Source organism: Prochlorococcus marinus str. MIT 9211 (assembly GCF_000018585.1).
Lineage (GTDB): Bacteria > Cyanobacteriota > Cyanobacteriia > PCC-6307 > Cyanobiaceae > Prochlorococcus_D > Prochlorococcus_D marinus_B.
Genome location: NC_009976.1, coordinates 337,564 through 354,461, shown reverse-complemented (window position 1 = coordinate 354,461; position 16,898 = coordinate 337,564). Strand labels below are relative to the sequence as shown.

Here is a 16,898-nt window from a genome sequence, read left to right as displayed (position 1 = left end):
GTAAATACCTTCACTTCGATCAGCGTTTAAAAGCTTTGACAATATTTAGATAAAGAATTGAAAGCTATTCATCAAAATATCCATCATAAAAAGTCATTTAATATTTCCATGAGTTGAGCATGGCATCCATAGACTACCCATCTTGTGAACGCCTAAACAACCCATTTTTTTAGCCTCTTCTTCAGCCTTTGATTTTGTTGGGTAGGCATAAATATTGTTTAAAGCAGACTCTGAACTCTCAAGATTTTGACGAACAAATTGTCCTTCTGGGCTCCATACCTTGAGGCCCATAGTTGTTATACCAGCAGAGAGAACTCCCATTCCTACTATTGAAGCGTTAATGACTCCCATCGCTACTACTCCAAGAGATACAACCCCCATTGGAACTATTCCTATAGTTACAATTCCCATCGGCACAATCCCAATGGAAACAAAACCTAATGGAGCTATACCAATTGCAATTTTTTTGGGTTTGCTGCCGCAATGGGTAGGACTATCTAATTCAGGCTGGATTGGATTAGTCATGAATAATGTACCAATGGTCTAATGGTTGTGATGATTAATCCCATTACCACTATGCTTCGTATCCCCTTGATGGGTTTTATGACTCTTGCAAGGCATCCACTTCTCACCCATTTTATGGGCTCCACTGCAATTGAAAGCCTTAGCAGCTTTTTCAGCTTCGGCTTTAGTATTAAAGAGAGCAGGCGTAGCACCTTTATGTGGTTCTCTTGCACAGCTAAATAACACCGATGAAGCTGGAACAAGAATCATTGTCAAAAGCAGATTGAGCTTATGCAAAGTAAAAGATCGTCTCATTCACAATAACTAATCAATCTTGCTTGTCAGCTATTTAAAATAGTTTTCTAAGTATATAACTGCAGTCCCTGATAATATCAAAGTAATTCATTAAAAATTAATCTCTTACATTGAAAACTATTCTTAGGCCTATCACTCCTTTAAAAGAGTTTATTAAGGCAATGGAACTGGCAGGTCTATCAGATAAAGAGTACGAATTAATTGATTACATAAGATATACAGGTGTTTTCTCACAACCAATGATTGTAAAAGATCTCAGAATGAGCTCAAAACCACCTGCATTATCAATTATTTGTGAGGTATGCAGAAAGATTGGAGAGTACATGCCAGACCATTTTAAAGCAGTTCGGCAATGGTCGCAATCCATTAGTGAACACAATGTAAAATGGGATGGGGACCTTATATGTAGTGCAACCAGGAATATTGATGGTACGCCATTATCACCAGAATCGAGGACAGCTCTATATGATTATCTTGCCGTTCATAAAGAGTTATTTACAGGCTTTGATTAAGTAAGACAGAAAATCTTATGGACTCTGAAATTTAAACTTATAATTAAATAAAAGGTTATTCTGTAAAAAAGTATGCAAAACCATTTGCCAACCTTTTAAGGTTCATCCTTTTGATGGAAATTAGCATCTTTATTGAGAAAATTACTCAAAACACCAAGAGAAAATATAGCGGCAACGGAACCTATAAAGATTGTCAATTCCGGCCCTTTAAGTACCTGAACATCACCATTTAATAATTCACTTAGACTTACAATCCCTATATTCTTAAGCGCAGACCCACCTGAAACAAAAGGAGCATCTGATATAATTATACTTATAATTAGGGCTGGGAAGAATTTACTCCATTTTACCTTTGTTAGACCTATCGCATAACAAACAAAGTCAAAGAATTGCGTCATCAATAAACCAGTCATTAAAAAGAAGTTCTTCTCTAAATATTTCTGACTTATTGACTCCACTCTTTTCATTTGATTCGATCCCAAAATTGTTCTTACGACACCCCTGCCTAGCTTTCTCGAGATCAAGAAAGAAGTCGCACATGAAATAAAATCAGCTGCAAATATAAGCGATAAGCCTGTCTCAATTCCATAAAAATACCCTGCCAGAATAGAACAGTATGTCCCAGGCAATATTGGAATTACAATACTGATAAACCTCAAAAAGAATATTAATAATGCAGTAAGAATTCCAGCATTAGCAAACTTGACGTGACTGTCTTGAATAAAATTATTAATGAACCCTTCATCAAAAAGATAATGGCTATAAATCAATAATAATACTACAGATATTAGCAATAGGTATTGATAAATAGATTTATTCCTAAGCATCTCTTTCATTAGAACTTAATAACGAGATTAATCTTGATCATTTTTGTTAAAGGATTTAAATAATGCAATGAATCGAATAGCTTTTACTAGACTCTTTAAAACAAATCGGAAAACCATTGTCTAATAAAAGCCTCGATGTCAATGAAATGCTTGAGCCAGTTATCTCTGGCCTGACAAGATCAGAGAACTGGCGAAGAATTCAGCTCAAAAGATTAACAGCAATTACTGAAGAGCATGAAAGTGAAATCCTCTCATCATTAGCTACTGACCTTGGCAAGCCACCTACGGAAGGTCTCTTTGAAATTATATCGTTAAAGCAAGAATTAAAAGTTGCCCAGAAAAACCTAACTGACTGGATGCGTCCAAAATTAGTAAATGTGCCGCTATTTCTGAAGCCCGGGAAAGCAAAACTTCAAAATGAGCCACTGGGTTGCGTATTGATTATTGGTGCATGGAACTATCCTTTTATGCTTACTCTTCAACCATTAATATCAGCATTGGCTGCAGGCAACACAGCTGTTCTTAAGCCTTCAGAGTTTGCTCCCTCGACTTCTAATTTAATAGCAAGACTGATTAGCAAGCATTTTCCAAAAGATATAGTGAGAGTATTAGAAGGAGATTCAGAATTTTCCAAACAATTGATGAATAATAAATTTGATCATATTTTTTTTACAGGGGGAAGCAAAACTGGCGCAAAGATTATGGAAGCTGCGGCAAAACATTTGACACCAGTAACACTTGAACTTGGCGGGAAGAATCCTGCAATAGTTCTCAAAGGCTCAGATCTGAAGACAACAGCGAAAAGACTTGTATGGGGAAAATCCATTAATTCTGGTCAAACTTGCCTGGCTCCTAATCATCTTCTGGTCGAAGAGGGTATAAAAGATGATTTAGTTGAATGTATGTGCAAATCTATTATTGAATTTTACGGGGAAAATCCATTGGACTCTCCTGATTTAGGTAAAATAATAAATAGCAATCAATTCAATAGACTAATTGATCTATTAAATCAAATAAAAACTAAGAACCAAATACTGTTTGGTGGAGATGTTGACAATAAGAACAAGAGAATTAGCCCAACATTAATTGAGCTAGATTCAATTAATGATCCTTTAATCGAAGAGGAATTATTTGGACCAATACTACCTATTTTAAGTATTCCAAATCTAGATTTTGCAATTTCTGAAATAAGGAAGCAACCCAAGCCGCTTGCTATTTATATGTTTGGCGGTTCAGGTGAACAGCAAAAAACACTATTGGATAAATCTAGCTCTGGAGGAGTTTGTTTTAACGATGTAGTGATGCAGGCTGCGATCCCTGAACTCCCATTTGGTGGCGTAGGGAATAGCGGAATGGGTAGATATCATGGAAAAGCAGGATTCGATAATTTTTCTCATCAAAAATCAATCCTTGAACGACCATTTTGGCTAGACATTCAATTCCGATACCCTCCATACAAGATTGATATTTCCTTGTTTAAAAAGCTCTTCAGGTGACTAAGTTAATGGATAGATTTTAAAGATGCATATACTACGTTTGCCAATCTTCAAAAGAGCATTATCTTTCATATAAATACCCTAAGAGTATGCAAAAATTAATTGCTCTGTTAACACTTTTCTATTTAACACCGATACCTTCCTTTGCACAATCAGTTACCGTCAATCCAGGAGACACTTTATCAAAGATTGCAAGCCTATATGAAGTCTCAATTAGATCAATAATGGATCTCAATCAAATTTATGATGCAGATGCTTTACAAGTTGGTCAAAGAATAAAACTCCCAGAGAATGCAAAAAGTTCTCTAATTGCAAGTGATATTTCTCATATTGTTAAAAGTGGAGAAAGTATTGAAGAGATAGCATCAAACTACAACGTGAAAGGAGAAGATATTATAAGATTAAATCGCATTAATAATCCTAATTACCTATATATAGGACAAAAGCTGATAATGCCTCAGGGCGCATTGGGCCAAAGAACCTCTAATTCCAATAAGAAGAAAAGTTATAAGGCTTACCATGTTATTTCAAAGGGAGAAAGCTTGGGGATGATATCCAAGGCTTACAATATTCCGATTAAAGACTTGATTAGCAATAATAATATCTACAACCCAAATGTTATTCAACCTGGTTCTAAGCTTTATCTCGTTAGCAAAAAAGACCGTGCTAGTTCTAGTAATTCATTCTTCAGAAAAAACTCTACAGAAGCAAAGAGTTTTAATGAGGTTAAGTGGCGTGATTATGGCCATCTCAAAGTAAAATGGTCTAGTTGGAAACAAATGGATGGAAGCTATGTTGCCCCTGCATTAAACATGCAAGGTAATCCTTTATTTATTGCCGTTAATTGTCCATCACATAAGCTAAACTCTACTGGGAAAGGCAATAAGTGGAAAGATTGGATAGCTCCTAGTAAAGGGTTTGAATTTAACTTATTAGATGATCTTTGTAGGTAGCCAAACTGAAATTAAGGATTTAAAGAAACACTATTTAGTCTAGCTAATTATTGGAGGTTCTATATGATCTGGAGATTCTTCGACTATTTGCAATCTAACTTTTTTACCTCCCGACAACTCACCTAAAGAAACCTTTATTCGAGCTCCACTAAGTGTTTGTAAAGTATCTAAAGCTGCCCTCAGATGAGGTGTACTGCTGCCACTATCTATCCACAATTTTTCATACAATTCTCCCAGCTTTCTCCACGCTGTATGCATCCTTAGTACAGATGCCTCAATAGTTTTAGCCTGCACAAAAGCATCAGTTAATGTGCCTAACAACTGGAGTCTTTGAGCTTCCTGAGTAGCTTTTTCAAGATCTAGGTCTTCCCGTTGAAAAGCTCTTAAGGCAAAAGATGCATCAATAGCCTTTCTCATATACCTCGCAACAGTAGTAACACCCTTAATAGATTCCAAATCAGAGTCTTCCTGTAAAACCTTGCGAAGATCTTCCTGTTGTATTTCAGGCAATTGAGAAAGTTCCTTTACCAATGGGGCAACAACTCTAGGGGGCAGTAAATTTGCCTGCGTCTTTTCTCGTATAACGTCAGGAAGAAGCGGGCTTGTAGCTGATGTGAACTCATCCGAAAGTCTTCTAACCTGCCTTCGCGTAATAGCATTACCTTCATTGGCAGATTCAGCAATCATTTGCTTTACTTCTGGAGCTGACTGAGCAGTTTCAATAAAAGCTCTTCTAGAAAAATTATTAACACTTTCATCTTCAAGCATTCCTGCTCCTACAAGATCATCTGCAGATTCTGCAAGTTGAATAAGTGCGTATGCCCTTGTTTTGCTTATCTCCATCTCTCGCAACCATTGCAAAAAGCCTGCACCTCTCCCTTCACCTCCTTTTTTTTCCCTGTCTCTAACAACTCTTAAAATTCTTCCTCTCCATATCTCTGTTTGCAAATCAAAACGTTCACATATAGACCATGCTTTTTCTAAACGATCGAGAAACTCAATACTACTAAGATCGTCGCTTTCAGGATCCGGCAAATCCAATTGAAGAATTGAAGTATCTAGTTTCACTAAAAAATAGAATTCAAAATAATGCTGACACACTCTCAAGCTCCTGGGGCGACATTCTGTGACGCTCCAGCAAAATTTTACTTCCGGCTTGATAATGTATTAATGAAGTGATTTACAAGTAGAGATGGCTATTTCCAGAGGTGACAAAGTAAGGGTTAAACGCCCTGAATCCTATTGGTATAACGAAGTCGGCAAAGTGGCTTCAGTAGACACTTCAGGGATCAAATATCCTGTTGTAGTTCGTTTTGAAAAAGTTAATTACGCAGCCTATAGCGGAGTAGATGGTGGTAACAACACTAATAACTTCGCCGAAAATGAGCTTGAGGCTGTTTAAAGTTATTGCCTGAGCTCCCTGAAGTAGAGACAGTCCGCAAAGGCTTAGAGAAGCGGCTGAAGAATTTTTATATAGATAATGTTGAAGTTTTATCAGAGAGATCTATTGCCAGTAATGGTGGTAGCAATGTGTTTATATTTAATTTAAAAGATCTAGTTTTTGGCAGATGGAGCAGAAGAGGAAAGTACTTAATAGCTTCTCTATGCAAAGAAAGTGATCTCATTGAAGAGATCCCTTCAGGCACACTAGTAGTCCATTTAAGAATGACAGGATATTTCGAATGGCATCAAAATACCAAGGCTCCTTGCACTCATACAAGAGTTCGTTTTTGGAATAAAAAAGGTTCCGAAATCCGCTTTATAGATATTCGAAATTTTGGGCAAATGTGGTGGATACCTCCTAACAAGCTTCCAAGCGAAGTTATCAACGGATTAAAAAATTTAGGACCAGAGCCATTCAGCAAAGATTTCAACCCCGAGTATCTAAAATATTGCTTAAAAGGAAGGAAGAGGTCTATTAAATCATCCCTATTAGATCAATCTATACTTGCAGGAGTAGGAAACATATATGCAGATGAAAGCCTTTTCGAAGCAGGAATAACCCCTATAAAAGCATCTGGTGACCTCAATGGTTGTGAGCTGAAAAAGCTTTGCAAAAGCCTTACTAGAATTCTAAAAGCTAGCATTGGGAAAGGTGGAACAACTTTCTCAGACTTTAGAGACCTAGAAGGGCTTAATGGTACTTATGGTGGTTATGCCTGGGTCTATCGACGTAATCAAAAGCCTTGCAGAAAATGTGGAACATTAATCGAAAAAACTAAGGTAGCTGGCAGAAGCACTCATTGGTGTCCGAACTGTCAAAACTAGCTAGTTATTCAAATAATGAATTTAGGAGGAAAATCTTATTTAACTTTTTCAAAAATATTTGGAAAAATGTTTTACCTGGCATTGAGCTATTTTCTCAGGGGGCTACCCCCCAAATATCGTCGCCGCTGATGCGTTTCACAACCGAGTTCGAGATGGATCGGAGTGGTTCCACATCGCCATGAACACCAGGAAAACATTTTCAAGGTTGAACCTTGAGAACTGCATATTGTCTGGAATAAGTAAAGCTTTTAATAAATTAAGAGCTGAAGTGAGGTCAAGCCCTCGGTCTATTAGTACTCCTCCGCTGCACCTGTTACCAGGCTTCCACGTAGAGCCTATCAACGGGTGTTCTTCCCGTGACCTTACTGGCTTATGCCATGGGAATACTCATCTTGAGGTGGGCTTCCCACTTAGATGCTTTCAGCGGTTATCCACTCCGCACATGGCTACCCAGCGTTTACCGTTGGCACGATAACTGGCACACCAGAGGTGCGTTCCTCCCGGTCCTCTCGTACTAGGGAGAAATCCTCTCAATATTCCTGCGCGTACACCGGATATGGACCGAACTGTCTCACGACGTTCTGAACCCAGCTCGCGTACCGCTTTAATGGGCGAACAGCCCAACCCTTGGGACCGACTTCAGCCCCAGGTTGCGATGAGCCGACATCGAGGTGCCAAACCTCCCCGTCGATGTGAACTCTTGGGGGAGATCAGCCTGTTATCCCTAGAGTAACTTTTATCCGTTGAGCGACGGCCCTTCCACTCAGAACCGTCGGATCACTAAAACCGACTTTCGTCCCTGTTCGACTTGTAGGTCTCACAGTCAAGCTCCCTTCTGCTTTTGCACTCAACGACTGATTTCCAACCAGCCTGAGGGAACCTTTGTGCGCCTCCGTTACCTTTTAGGAGGCGACCGCCCCAGTCAAACTGCCCAGCAGATACTGTCCGCTTCCCGGATAACGGGTAAGCGTTAGAACCCTAGCTCTGAAAGAGTGGTATCTCACCATTGACTCAGTAATACCCACAAGCACTACTTCATAGTCTCCCACCTATCCTGCGCATTCAGAGCCCGAGCACAATATCAACCTGCAGTAAAGCTTCATAGGGTCTTTCTGTCCGGGTGTACGTAGTCCGCATCTTCACAGACAATTCTATTTCGCCGAGCCTCTCTCCGAGACAGCGCCCAAATCGTTACGCCTTTCGTGCGGGTCGGAACTTACCCGACAAGGAATTTCGCTACCTTAGGACCGTTATAGTTACGGCCGCCGTTCACCGGGGCTTCAGTCGCCAGCTTCGCTTACGCTGACCGGCTTCCTTAACCTTCCGGCACTGGGCAGGCGTCAGCCCCCATACATCGTCTTGCGACTTAGCGGAGACCTGTGTTTTTGGTAAACAGTCGCTTGGGCCTCTTCACTGCGACCAGCTCTCGCTGGCACCCCTTCTCCCGAAGTTACGGGGCCATTTTGCCGAGTTCCTTAGAGAGAGTTATCTCGCGCCCCTCAGTATTCTCTACCACCCCACCTGTGTCGGTTTCGGGTACAGGCAGTTATGCCTTAACGGGTATAGGGCTTTTCTTGGAAGCATGACATCACCAACTTCGCTGCCGTAGCAGCTCGTACTCACGCCTTAGCTCAGAACGTTTTCACCGTTCTTCAAAGCCTCGAACGCTTGAACCAGTAACCAACATCTGGATTGGCTAGCCTTCTCCGTCCCCCTTCCCAAAACATAACTGGTACAGGAATGTTGACCTGTTATCCATCGACTACGCCTTTCGGCCTCGCCTTAGGTCCAGACTAACCCTCCGCGGACGAGCCTGCCGGAGGAACCCTTAGGGTTTCGGGGCATGGGATTCTCACCCATGTTTTCGCTACTCAAGCCGACATTCTCACTTCAATGCAGTCCACGCCCGCTTACGCTAACGCTTCACCCCACATAGAACGCTCCCCTACCATTTAACAAGTTAAATCCGCAGCTTCGGTACAACGCTTAGCCCCGTTCATTTTCGGCGCAGGATCGCTCGACCAGTGAGCTATTACGCACTCCTTTGAGGATGGCTGCTTCTAAGCAAACCTCCTGGTTGTCTAAGCAATCCCACCTCCTTTATCACTTAGCGTTGATTTGGGGACCTTAGCTGGCGGTCTGGGCTGTTTCCCTTTCGAGTGTGGAGCTTATCCCCCACAGTCTGACTGCCTAGTTACACACAGGGTATTCAGAGTTCATCTCGATTTGGTACCGCTCTCGCAGCCCGCACCGAAATGGTGGCTTTACCCCCCTGCTGGAGCACTAGACGCTACGCCTCAACGTATTTCGGGGAGAACCAGCTAGCTCCTGGTTCGATTGGCATTTCACCCCTAACCACAGCTCATCCGCTGAATTTTCAACTTCAGTCGGTTCGGACCTCCACTTGGTATCACCCAAGCTTCATCCTGGCCATGGTTAGATCACCAGGGTTCGGGTCTATAAACACTGACAAACGCCCTATTAAGACTCGCTTTCGCTATGGCTCCACCATTACCGGTTTAACCCGCCAGTGCCTATAAGTCGCCGGCTCATTCTTCAACAGGCACACGGTCACCCGATAAGTCGGGCTCCCATTGCTTGTAAGCTCACGGTTTCATGTTCTATTTCACTCCCCTCCCGGGGTTCTTTTCACCTTTCCCTCGCGGTACTGTTTCGCTATCGGTCACACAGGAGTACTTAGCCTTACGAGGTGGTCCTCGTAGATTCACACGGAATTCCACGTGCTCCGTGCTACTCGGGATACAGCTAGGCCAACTCTCCTTTCGATTACGGGGCTTTCACCCTCTATGGCGCGCCATTCAAACGCTTCTTCTAGGTTTGTTGGTCCACATTGCTGTCCCACAACCCCGACGATCGGAATCATCGGTTTGGGCTTGTCCCCGTTCGCTCGCCGCTACTTAGGGAGTCGTTTTTACTTTCCTTTCCTCCAGCTACTAAGATGTTTCAGTTCGCTGGGTTGGCTCGTTCCAGCCTATGAATTCAGCTGGTCGTTCTAAGGGTTGCCCCATTCGGAAATTCCCGGATCAAAGCGTGTTTCCAGCTCCCCGAGACTTATCGCAGGTAACCACGTCCTTCATCGCCTCTGTGTGCCAAGGTATCCACCGTGAGCCCTTTGTAGCTTGACCATTTAGTTAATTTATTTGATGGTTATTAGACTTTTATAAATGAATATTTTCCATCTATAGAAGTAATAAACAAATAAATTTCTCGGCTCTTAATTATTAGAATTGAACATAAATTCAATTAATAGAATCAATAGAATTTATGGATCTATTTAGATGCTTTAATTCTTTCCAGACTCACATATGCAGTTGTCAAGGTTCTACTGAACTTAACTGTCCTTTAGAAGGACAGTGAGCCCAGCGTCTTACCAGCCTTTATAAAAAAGGGTAATAGGAAGCTAGGTTCAATCAGTTGAACAACGTCTAAATCACATTTAACAAATATCAATCTCCATAAATTGAGTTATCAGGCAGTGGATCAGTGGAGGTAAGCGGACTCGAACCGCTGACATCCTGCTTGCAAAGCAGGCGCTCTACCAACTGAGCTATACCCCCAACAACGAATGGGCCATCCTGGACTTGAACCAGGGACCTCACCCTTATCAGGGGTGCGCTCTAACCACCTGAGCTAATAGCCCAGAAGAAAGTTTTGTTGGGTGTGACCTAGACAAGCTTAGGAACTGAAATTAAAAACTAAAGAATCAATGATTTCTCATGATTTGTATAGTTCTCAACCTGAGGTACCGATCGACCTAAGGTGACAGGATTATGGCCTGAACTTTTTATCCAAACATCATAATCAGTTTTGTCTCCCTGTTAGGAGGTGATCCAGCCGCACCTTCCGGTACGGCTACCTTGTTACGACTTCACCCCAGTCATTAGCCCCACCTTCGGCGTCCTCCTCCACAAGGGTTGGAGTAACGACTTCGGGCGTGGCCAACTTCCATGGTGTGACGGGCGGTGTGTACAAGGCCCGGGAACGTATTCACCGCAGTATGCTGACCTGCGATTACTAGCGATTCCTACTTCACGTAGGCGAGTTGCAGCCTACGATCTGAACTGAGCCACGGTTTATGGGATTTGCTTGCTCTCGCGAGCTTGCTGCCCTTTGTCCGTAGCATTGTAGTACGTGTGTAGCCCAGGATGTAAGGGGCATGATGACTTGACGTCATCCACACCTTCCTCCGGTTTATCACCGGCGGTCTTTCTAGAGTGCCCAACTAAATGCTGGCAACTAAAAACGTGGGTTGCGCTCGTTGCGGGACTTAACCCAACATCTCACGACACGAGCTGACGACAGCCATGCACCACCTGTCACTGCGTTCCCGAAGGCACCCTCTAATTTCTTAAAGGTTCGCAGGATGTCAAACCCTGGTAAGGTTCTTCGCGTTGCATCGAATTAAACCACATACTCCACCGCTTGTGCGGGCCCCCGTCAATTCCTTTGAGTTTCACACTTGCGTGCGTACTCCCCAGGCGGAACACTTAACGCGTTAGCTACGACACCGAAGGGGTCGATTCCCCCGACACCTAGTGTTCATCGTTTACGGCCAGGACTACAGGGGTATCTAATCCCTTTCGCTCCCCTGGCTTTCGTCCATGAGCGTCAGTTATGGCCCAGCAGAGCGCCTTCGCCACTGGTGTTCTTCCCGATATCTACGCATTTCACCGCTACACCGGGAATTCCCTCTGCCCCTACCACACTCAAGCCCAACAGTTTCCACTGCCATGATGGAGTTAAGCTCCACGTTTTAACAGCAGACTTGAAGGGCCGCCTGCGGACGCTTTACGCCCAATAATTCCGGATAACGCTTGCCACTCCCGTATTACCGCGGCTGCTGGCACGGAATTAGCCGTGGCTTATTCCTCAAGTACCGTCATATCTTCTTCCTTGAGAAAAGAGGTTTACAGCCCAGAGGCCTTCATCCCTCACGCGGCGTTGCTCCGTCAGGCTTTCGCCCATTGCGGAAAATTCCCCACTGCTGCCTCCCGTAGGAGTCTGGGCCGTGTCTCAGTCCCAGTGTGGCTGATCATCCTCTCAGACCAGCTACTGATCGAAGCCTTGGTGAGCCATTACCACACCAACTAGCTAATCAGACGCGGGCTCATCCTCAGGCGAAATTCATTTCACCTTTCGGCATATGGGGTATTAGCGGCCGTTTCCAACCGTTATCCCCCTCCTGAGGGCAGATTCCCACGCGTTACTCACCCGTCCGCCACTAACCCGAAGGTTCGTTCGACTTGCATGTGTTAAGCACGCCGCCAGCGTTCATCCTGAGCCAGGATCAAACTCTCCGTTGTAGATCAGGCCCTTTTGCAGACAGCTAAAAAGCTACCAACTCAGTCTGATTTGCTTCACCTACCAAAAAGCACTGGCGTACTTAAATAGAAGTTGATGCCACCTTATATATTAAGGGTTCAAAGAGTGCACTTAAGGAATATTTCCTCGTGACTTTCCAGGATCTCAGATCCGGTCGTTGCAAAATCTATATAAATTTTATCTAAGAGACATGGTCGTGAAACCCAAAGCCCAAAGCATTATCAGATTTATGCAACTAATTTCTTTTGACGGGACCTCACACCTTTGTCGCATTAACATCCGCAGGATAAAAATCCTTTGGACGCGACAAAAGCGTCAGTTCCTAAACTTTTAAGTTGTCCAGGTTCATTCCATCGACTCCCTAAAGAATCTCAGGATTAACGGCTGTTTAGCCGCTCTAGAAACCTACAACAGGAAGGGGTTAGCCTTCTAAGTTATAAGCGCACACTGACATAACAAAGCATTAGCCTTATTTAGTAAGCGAGCTGTGATTCAGGAATTAACCTGATTCACATCCAGTCCCCAAGTGTAAACCACAAACCTATTTAAAAGCAACTAAATAGTCTCAAGTATAGTTTCGTGCTAATTCTAAGAAGAACAGCTTCTCAAAAATAGCTTTTAGAAATTGCATCAAGAATTACTAAATGGCAGGTCGTTTTAGTCAACAGCACAAAAGGTTGAGACCCAACTCTAATGAGGATGCGGTTATCAAAAGAGCTCAAGAGCATTTCGAGAGATCACTAGTTGAAATTTCTGGGAGCATTTCAGGCAGTGTTGCAGCTCTTGAGCATCCAGCAAACAATGATGCATTGAATTATGGAGAGATCTTCCTTAGGGACAACGTGCCCGTAATGATTTATCTATTGACGCAAAATAGATATGACATAGTCAAAAAATTCTTAACTGTATGCCTTGATCTTCAGAGTACTACTTATCAAACAAGAGGTATTTTCCCTACTAGCTTTGTTGAAGAGAACGGAGAACTTATTGCAGACTATGGGCAAAGATCGATAGGAAGAATTACATCTGCAGATGCGAGTTTATGGTGGCCAATCTTGTGCTGGTTATATGTCAGGAAAAGCAAAGATACCAATTTTGGAGTCAGTCAGCAAGTGCAGCGTGGAGTGCAACTGCTTTTAGACCTAGTTTTACATCCCACTTTTGAAGGAACTCCTGTCCTTTTTGTACCTGACTGTTCATTCATGATTGACCGTCCCATGGATGTATGGGGTGCTCCCTTAGAAGTTGAAGTTCTCTTATATGCATGCTTAAGCAGTTGTATAGAACTTATGGATCTAAGCAGCAAGCACCAAGTAAGCCGCCTGCTAGACCAAAGGCTTCTTCTTACAAGGCAATGGGTACATGATCTGAGGCAATTTCTTCTTAAGCACTATTGGGTCACCAGTAAAACAATGCAAGTACTAAGGAGAAGGCCTACAGAACAATATGGAGAAGACCAGCATCAAAATGAATTTAATGTTCAACCTCAAGTTGTCCCCTCTTGGCTGCAAGATTGGCTAGAGAATCGTGGTGGATATCTGATTGGGAATATTCGAACTGGACGACCTGATTTTCGTTTTTATAGTCTTGGAAATTCGCTTGCATGCATGTTCGGAGTATTAACTGCTCCACAACAGAGAGCACTCTTCAGATTGGTTCTTCACAACCGACAACATCTAATGGCACAAATGCCTATGCGAATATGCCATCCCCCAATGGAAGTAGAAGAATGGCAAAACAAAACTGGATCTGATCCTAAGAATTGGCCATGGAGCTATCACAATGGAGGGCATTGGCCCAGCATTCTTTGGTTCTTTGGAGCATCAATACTTATGCACGAGAAAAGATATCCCAAAGCAGATGTTCTGTTGATGGGCCAAATGCGCACTCTGTTGGAAGAATGTTACTGGAGTCAATTAAATCAACTTCCAAAACAAAAATGGGCCGAGTATTTTGATGGTCCTACAGGAACCTGGGTAGGTCAACAATCAAGGACATACCAAACTTGGACAATTGTTGGCTTTCTTCTTTTACATCACTTTCTCAAAGTATGTCCTGATGATATATCAATGCTCGATCTAGACTTAGAAAAGACCTAGCGTTAAAGACTTATCAATAGGAAAACATGCACCTATACCCAAATAAATAGTAAGCAAAGTTCCAAACAAAAAGAAGCCCATAGCAACGGGGCGCCTAAAAGGATTTGCAAATTTATTTACATTTTCTATAAAAGGTATAAGAATAAGTCCTAAAGGAATAAGAGTCTGCAAAGCAATACCTAGAAGCTTATTTGGAACCACTCTAAGTATTTGGAAGACAGGGTATAAATACCACTCTGGAAGGATTTCTAAAGGAGTTGCAAAGGGATTTGCTTTATCACCAAGCATAGCTGGGTCTAGTACTGCTAGTCCTACAACACAAGCAATTGTTCCAAGAATTACTACAGGGAATATATATAAAAGATCATTTGGCCAAGCAGGCTCTCCGTAATAGTTATGCCCCATCCCTTTAGCAAGCTTTGACCTAAGCTTGGGATCAGACAGATCAGGCTTTTTAAGGGTTGACATGACGAGTAATTGAAAAGAATGTTAAAGACGATTTCTGAGAGTTAAAGCCTACTATCTAAAGCTTATAAAGGTCCTGAAATACCCTGCTTCCTAATCATGAGGAAGTGCATGAGCATAAACACAGCTAAGGTCCATGGCAAAACAAAGGTATGAAGACTATAAAAACGTGTAAGGGTTGTTTGACCTACACTTTCTCCTCCTCTAAGCAGTTCAACCATAAAATCTCCGACTACTGGAATCGCCGCAGGGACACCTGACACAATTTTAACCGCCCAATAACCTACTTGATCCCAAGGGAGTGAATAACCGGTTACGCCAAACGCCACAGTAATGACAGCCATGACTACACCTGTAACCCAAGTTAGCTCTCTAGGCCTCTTGAAACCTCCGGTCAAATAAACCCTAAAAACGTGCAAAATGAGCATTAAGACCATCATCGATGCACTCCATCGATGAACTGACCTAATTAGCCATCCAAAGCTAACGTCCGTCATCAGATAGCTCACTGAGCTATATGCTTCAGTAACGGTTGGTTTGTAATAAAAGGTCATTGCAAACCCAGTTGCAAATTGAATCAGAAAGCAGACAAGTGTGATGCCACCAAGACAATAAAAGATGTTTACGTGTGGAGGTACGTATTTTGAAGTGACATCGTCTGCTATGTCCTGAATTTCAAGCCGTTCCTGGAACCAGTCGTAGACGGGTGAGGAGTTCGCCATTTAGGGAGTGAGCTTTGATAATTAATAAAAAGATTCTACTTAATCTCCCCCTTGGTTCGTGCAATTGATCAATCCAATGCCTTCAACTGTTAAAACCTTGTCAAAATTTCTCCACAAAATTCTTTGCGCTTTTCTAAGCTTTTGCATGATTTTTCTAGTCACTGCAAGGCCTCTCTACGCATTGAGCGACGGTCAACAACTAGTACTAGAGGCCTGGAATATCGTTAACGAAGGGTTTTTAAATCAAGAAAAATTCAACGAGGTTCAATGGAAACGCCTTAGGAAAAAGGCACTGGAAGAAGAAATTACGACATCAACTGAAGCTTATAATGCTATTGAAGGCATGCTTGCCCCACTCGGAGATCCATATACAAGACTCTTAAGGCCAAAAGATTACGCAGCAATGAAGGAAAGTAATCTTGGGAGTGAGATAAATGGTGTAGGTCTTCAGTTAGGCGCAAGAAATATCGATGGGAAGATTGTTGTAATTTGCCCGCTTGAAGATTCCCCTGCAGCTGATGCCGAAATTCTCAGTGGATCAATTCTTATAAAAGTCGATAACGAATCACCTCAAAGCCTTGGATTAGAAGCTACAGCAGCGAAGCTAAGAGGAGAGAGTGGAAGCAAAGTGATTATTGAATTAGAAACTCCTGATGGAGAACAGAAAGAAATCAACCTTGAACGTCGCAGTGTTGATTTAAGACCAGTAAGAAGCAAGAGAATACGCAATGAACTTCATACACTTGGATACTTAAGAATTACTCAATTTAGTGAAGGAGTGCCAGATCAAGTCCGCGAAGCCTTAGCAGAACTAAAAGAGAAAGGTGTAGAAGGTTTAATTTTAGATTTAAGGAATAACTCTGGTGGTCTTGTAAGTTCAGGTCTTGCAGTCGCCGATGCTTTCTTAAGCAATCAACCAGTTGTTGAAACTAAAAATAGAAATGAAATTAGTGAACCAATCCCTTCCAATGAGGGAACCTTTTACGATGGTCCAATGGTAACTCTTGTAAATGCAGGGACCGCTAGTGCAAGTGAGATTCTTGCAGGAGCCCTTCAAGATAATTCACGCTCAGAATTGGTCGGCGGCAAAACCTTTGGGAAAGGTCTAATCCAAACTCTTACAAACTTAAGCGATGGGAGCGGATTAGCTGTCACAGTAGCAAGCTATTTAACCCCAGCAGGCAGAGATATACAAAACCTTGGCATAGAACCAGATCGATATTTAGAAGCGCCTGAACCTCTAAATCCTGGCAGTAATGAAGATAGATGGTTGCAAGATGCAGAGCTATTTATGGAGGCATTGCTAGACCGTGAAGAAGAAGAAGAAGAACCAATCCAAACAAATGATATAAATCCTGAAGAAAAGATGATAGAAACAAACACCTAAGAACTAC

13 protein-coding genes, 2 tRNA genes and 3 rRNA genes are annotated in these 16,898 nt (G+C 42.4%); 7 read left to right on the top strand and 11 right to left on the bottom strand.

Annotated elements, in window-relative coordinates:
- Window positions 1–93: 93 nt before the first annotated feature.
- Window positions 94–525 (bottom strand): hypothetical protein, encoded by a 432-nt coding sequence (locus P9211_RS01860; RefSeq protein ID WP_012194927.1) that lies wholly within the window; start codon window positions 523–525, stop codon window positions 94–96.
- Window positions 526–543: 18 nt separating this feature from the next.
- Window positions 544–774: a hypothetical protein gene (locus P9211_RS01855; protein ID WP_086934902.1), complete on the bottom strand. Its 231-nt coding sequence runs from the start codon at window positions 772–774 to the stop codon at window positions 544–546.
- 164 nt (window positions 775–938) lie between these two features.
- On the opposite strand from P9211_RS01855, the gene P9211_RS01850 reads away from it, so the two are divergent.
- Window positions 939–1,331, top strand: a complete 393-nt coding sequence (locus P9211_RS01850) for a hypothetical protein (protein WP_049750885.1) — start codon at window positions 939–941, stop codon at window positions 1,329–1,331.
- 95 nt (window positions 1,332–1,426) lie between these two features.
- On the opposite strand, the gene P9211_RS01845 is transcribed toward P9211_RS01850, so the two are convergent.
- Window positions 1,427–2,167 (bottom strand): TVP38/TMEM64 family protein, encoded by a 741-nt coding sequence (locus P9211_RS01845; protein WP_012194924.1) that lies wholly within the window; start codon window positions 2,165–2,167, stop codon window positions 1,427–1,429.
- Between the two features lie 137 nt (window positions 2,168–2,304).
- On the opposite strand from P9211_RS01845, the gene P9211_RS01840 reads away from it, so the two are divergent.
- Together P9211_RS01840 and P9211_RS01835 are read left to right on the top strand one after the other, a co-directional pair.
- Complete coding sequence (locus P9211_RS01840) at window positions 2,305–3,654, top strand: aldehyde dehydrogenase family protein (RefSeq protein WP_012194923.1); 1,350 nt, start codon at window positions 2,305–2,307, stop codon at window positions 3,652–3,654.
- A gap of 89 nt (window positions 3,655–3,743) precedes the next feature.
- Window positions 3,744–4,607 carry a LysM peptidoglycan-binding domain-containing protein gene (locus tag P9211_RS01835; RefSeq protein ID WP_012194922.1) on the top strand — a complete coding sequence of 288 codons (864 nt, stop codon included), beginning with the start codon at window positions 3,744–3,746 and terminating at the stop codon, window positions 4,605–4,607.
- A 39-nt stretch (window positions 4,608–4,646) separates the two neighbouring features.
- On the opposite strand, the gene P9211_RS01830 is transcribed toward P9211_RS01835, so the two are convergent.
- Window positions 4,647–5,708 carry a hypothetical protein gene (locus P9211_RS01830; protein ID WP_012194921.1) on the bottom strand — a complete coding sequence of 354 codons (1,062 nt, stop codon included), beginning with the start codon at window positions 5,706–5,708 and terminating at the stop codon, window positions 4,647–4,649.
- 91 nt (window positions 5,709–5,799) lie between these two features.
- Here P9211_RS01830 and P9211_RS01825 point away from each other — a divergent pair, with 91 nt between their 5' ends.
- A complete protein-coding gene (locus P9211_RS01825) occupies window positions 5,800–6,009 on the top strand; it encodes a photosystem I reaction center subunit IV (RefSeq protein WP_012194920.1) in 210 nt (69 codons plus the stop codon).
- A 5-nt stretch (window positions 6,010–6,014) separates the two neighbouring features.
- Window positions 6,015–6,875: a DNA-formamidopyrimidine glycosylase gene (locus tag P9211_RS01820; RefSeq protein WP_012194919.1), complete on the top strand. Its 861-nt coding sequence runs from the start codon at window positions 6,015–6,017 to the stop codon at window positions 6,873–6,875.
- A gap of 73 nt (window positions 6,876–6,948) precedes the next feature.
- Here the strand turns inward: P9211_RS01820 and rrf are convergent.
- The 5 genes from rrf to P9211_RS01795 form a co-directional block, all read right to left on the bottom strand.
- A 5S ribosomal RNA gene (rrf, locus tag P9211_RS01815) occupies window positions 6,949–7,065 on the bottom strand.
- Window positions 7,066–7,145: 80 nt separating this feature from the next.
- Window positions 7,146–10,021, bottom strand: a 23S ribosomal RNA gene (locus tag P9211_RS01810).
- 359 nt (window positions 10,022–10,380) lie between these two features.
- Window positions 10,381–10,453 (bottom strand) — tRNA-Ala (locus P9211_RS01805).
- Between the two features lie 9 nt (window positions 10,454–10,462).
- Window positions 10,463–10,536, bottom strand: a tRNA-Ile gene (locus P9211_RS01800).
- A gap of 178 nt (window positions 10,537–10,714) precedes the next feature.
- Window positions 10,715–12,199: ribosomal RNA gene (locus P9211_RS01795) — 16S ribosomal RNA — on the bottom strand.
- Together the 16S, 23S and 5S rRNA genes with 2 tRNA genes alongside form the textbook arrangement of a ribosomal RNA operon.
- A 663-nt stretch (window positions 12,200–12,862) precedes the next feature.
- On the opposite strand from P9211_RS01795, the gene P9211_RS01790 reads away from it, so the two are divergent.
- Window positions 12,863–14,317, top strand: coding sequence for a glycoside hydrolase 100 family protein (locus tag P9211_RS01790; protein ID WP_012194918.1), 1,455 nt, complete (start codon window positions 12,863–12,865; stop codon window positions 14,315–14,317).
- Here the strand turns inward: P9211_RS01790 and petD are convergent.
- Together petD and petB are read right to left on the bottom strand one after the other, a co-directional pair.
- On the bottom strand, window positions 14,303–14,785 hold the full coding sequence (petD, locus tag P9211_RS01785) for a cytochrome b6-f complex subunit IV (RefSeq protein ID WP_012194917.1): 483 nt from the start codon (window positions 14,783–14,785) through the stop codon (window positions 14,303–14,305). The two genes, P9211_RS01790 and petD, sit on opposite strands and share 15 nt — an antisense overlap.
- Window positions 14,786–14,847: 62 nt before the next feature.
- Complete coding sequence (petB, locus tag P9211_RS01780; protein WP_012194916.1) at window positions 14,848–15,504, bottom strand: cytochrome b6; 657 nt, start codon at window positions 15,502–15,504, stop codon at window positions 14,848–14,850.
- Window positions 15,505–15,580: 76 nt separating this feature from the next.
- Here petB and ctpZ point away from each other — a divergent pair, with 76 nt between their 5' ends.
- The gene (ctpZ, locus tag P9211_RS01775) at window positions 15,581–16,891 is read left to right on the top strand and encodes a carboxyl-terminal processing protease CtpZ (protein WP_012194915.1); all 1,311 of its coding nucleotides are present in this window, start codon (window positions 15,581–15,583) and stop codon (window positions 16,889–16,891) included.
- Window positions 16,892–16,898 lie beyond the last annotated feature (7 nt).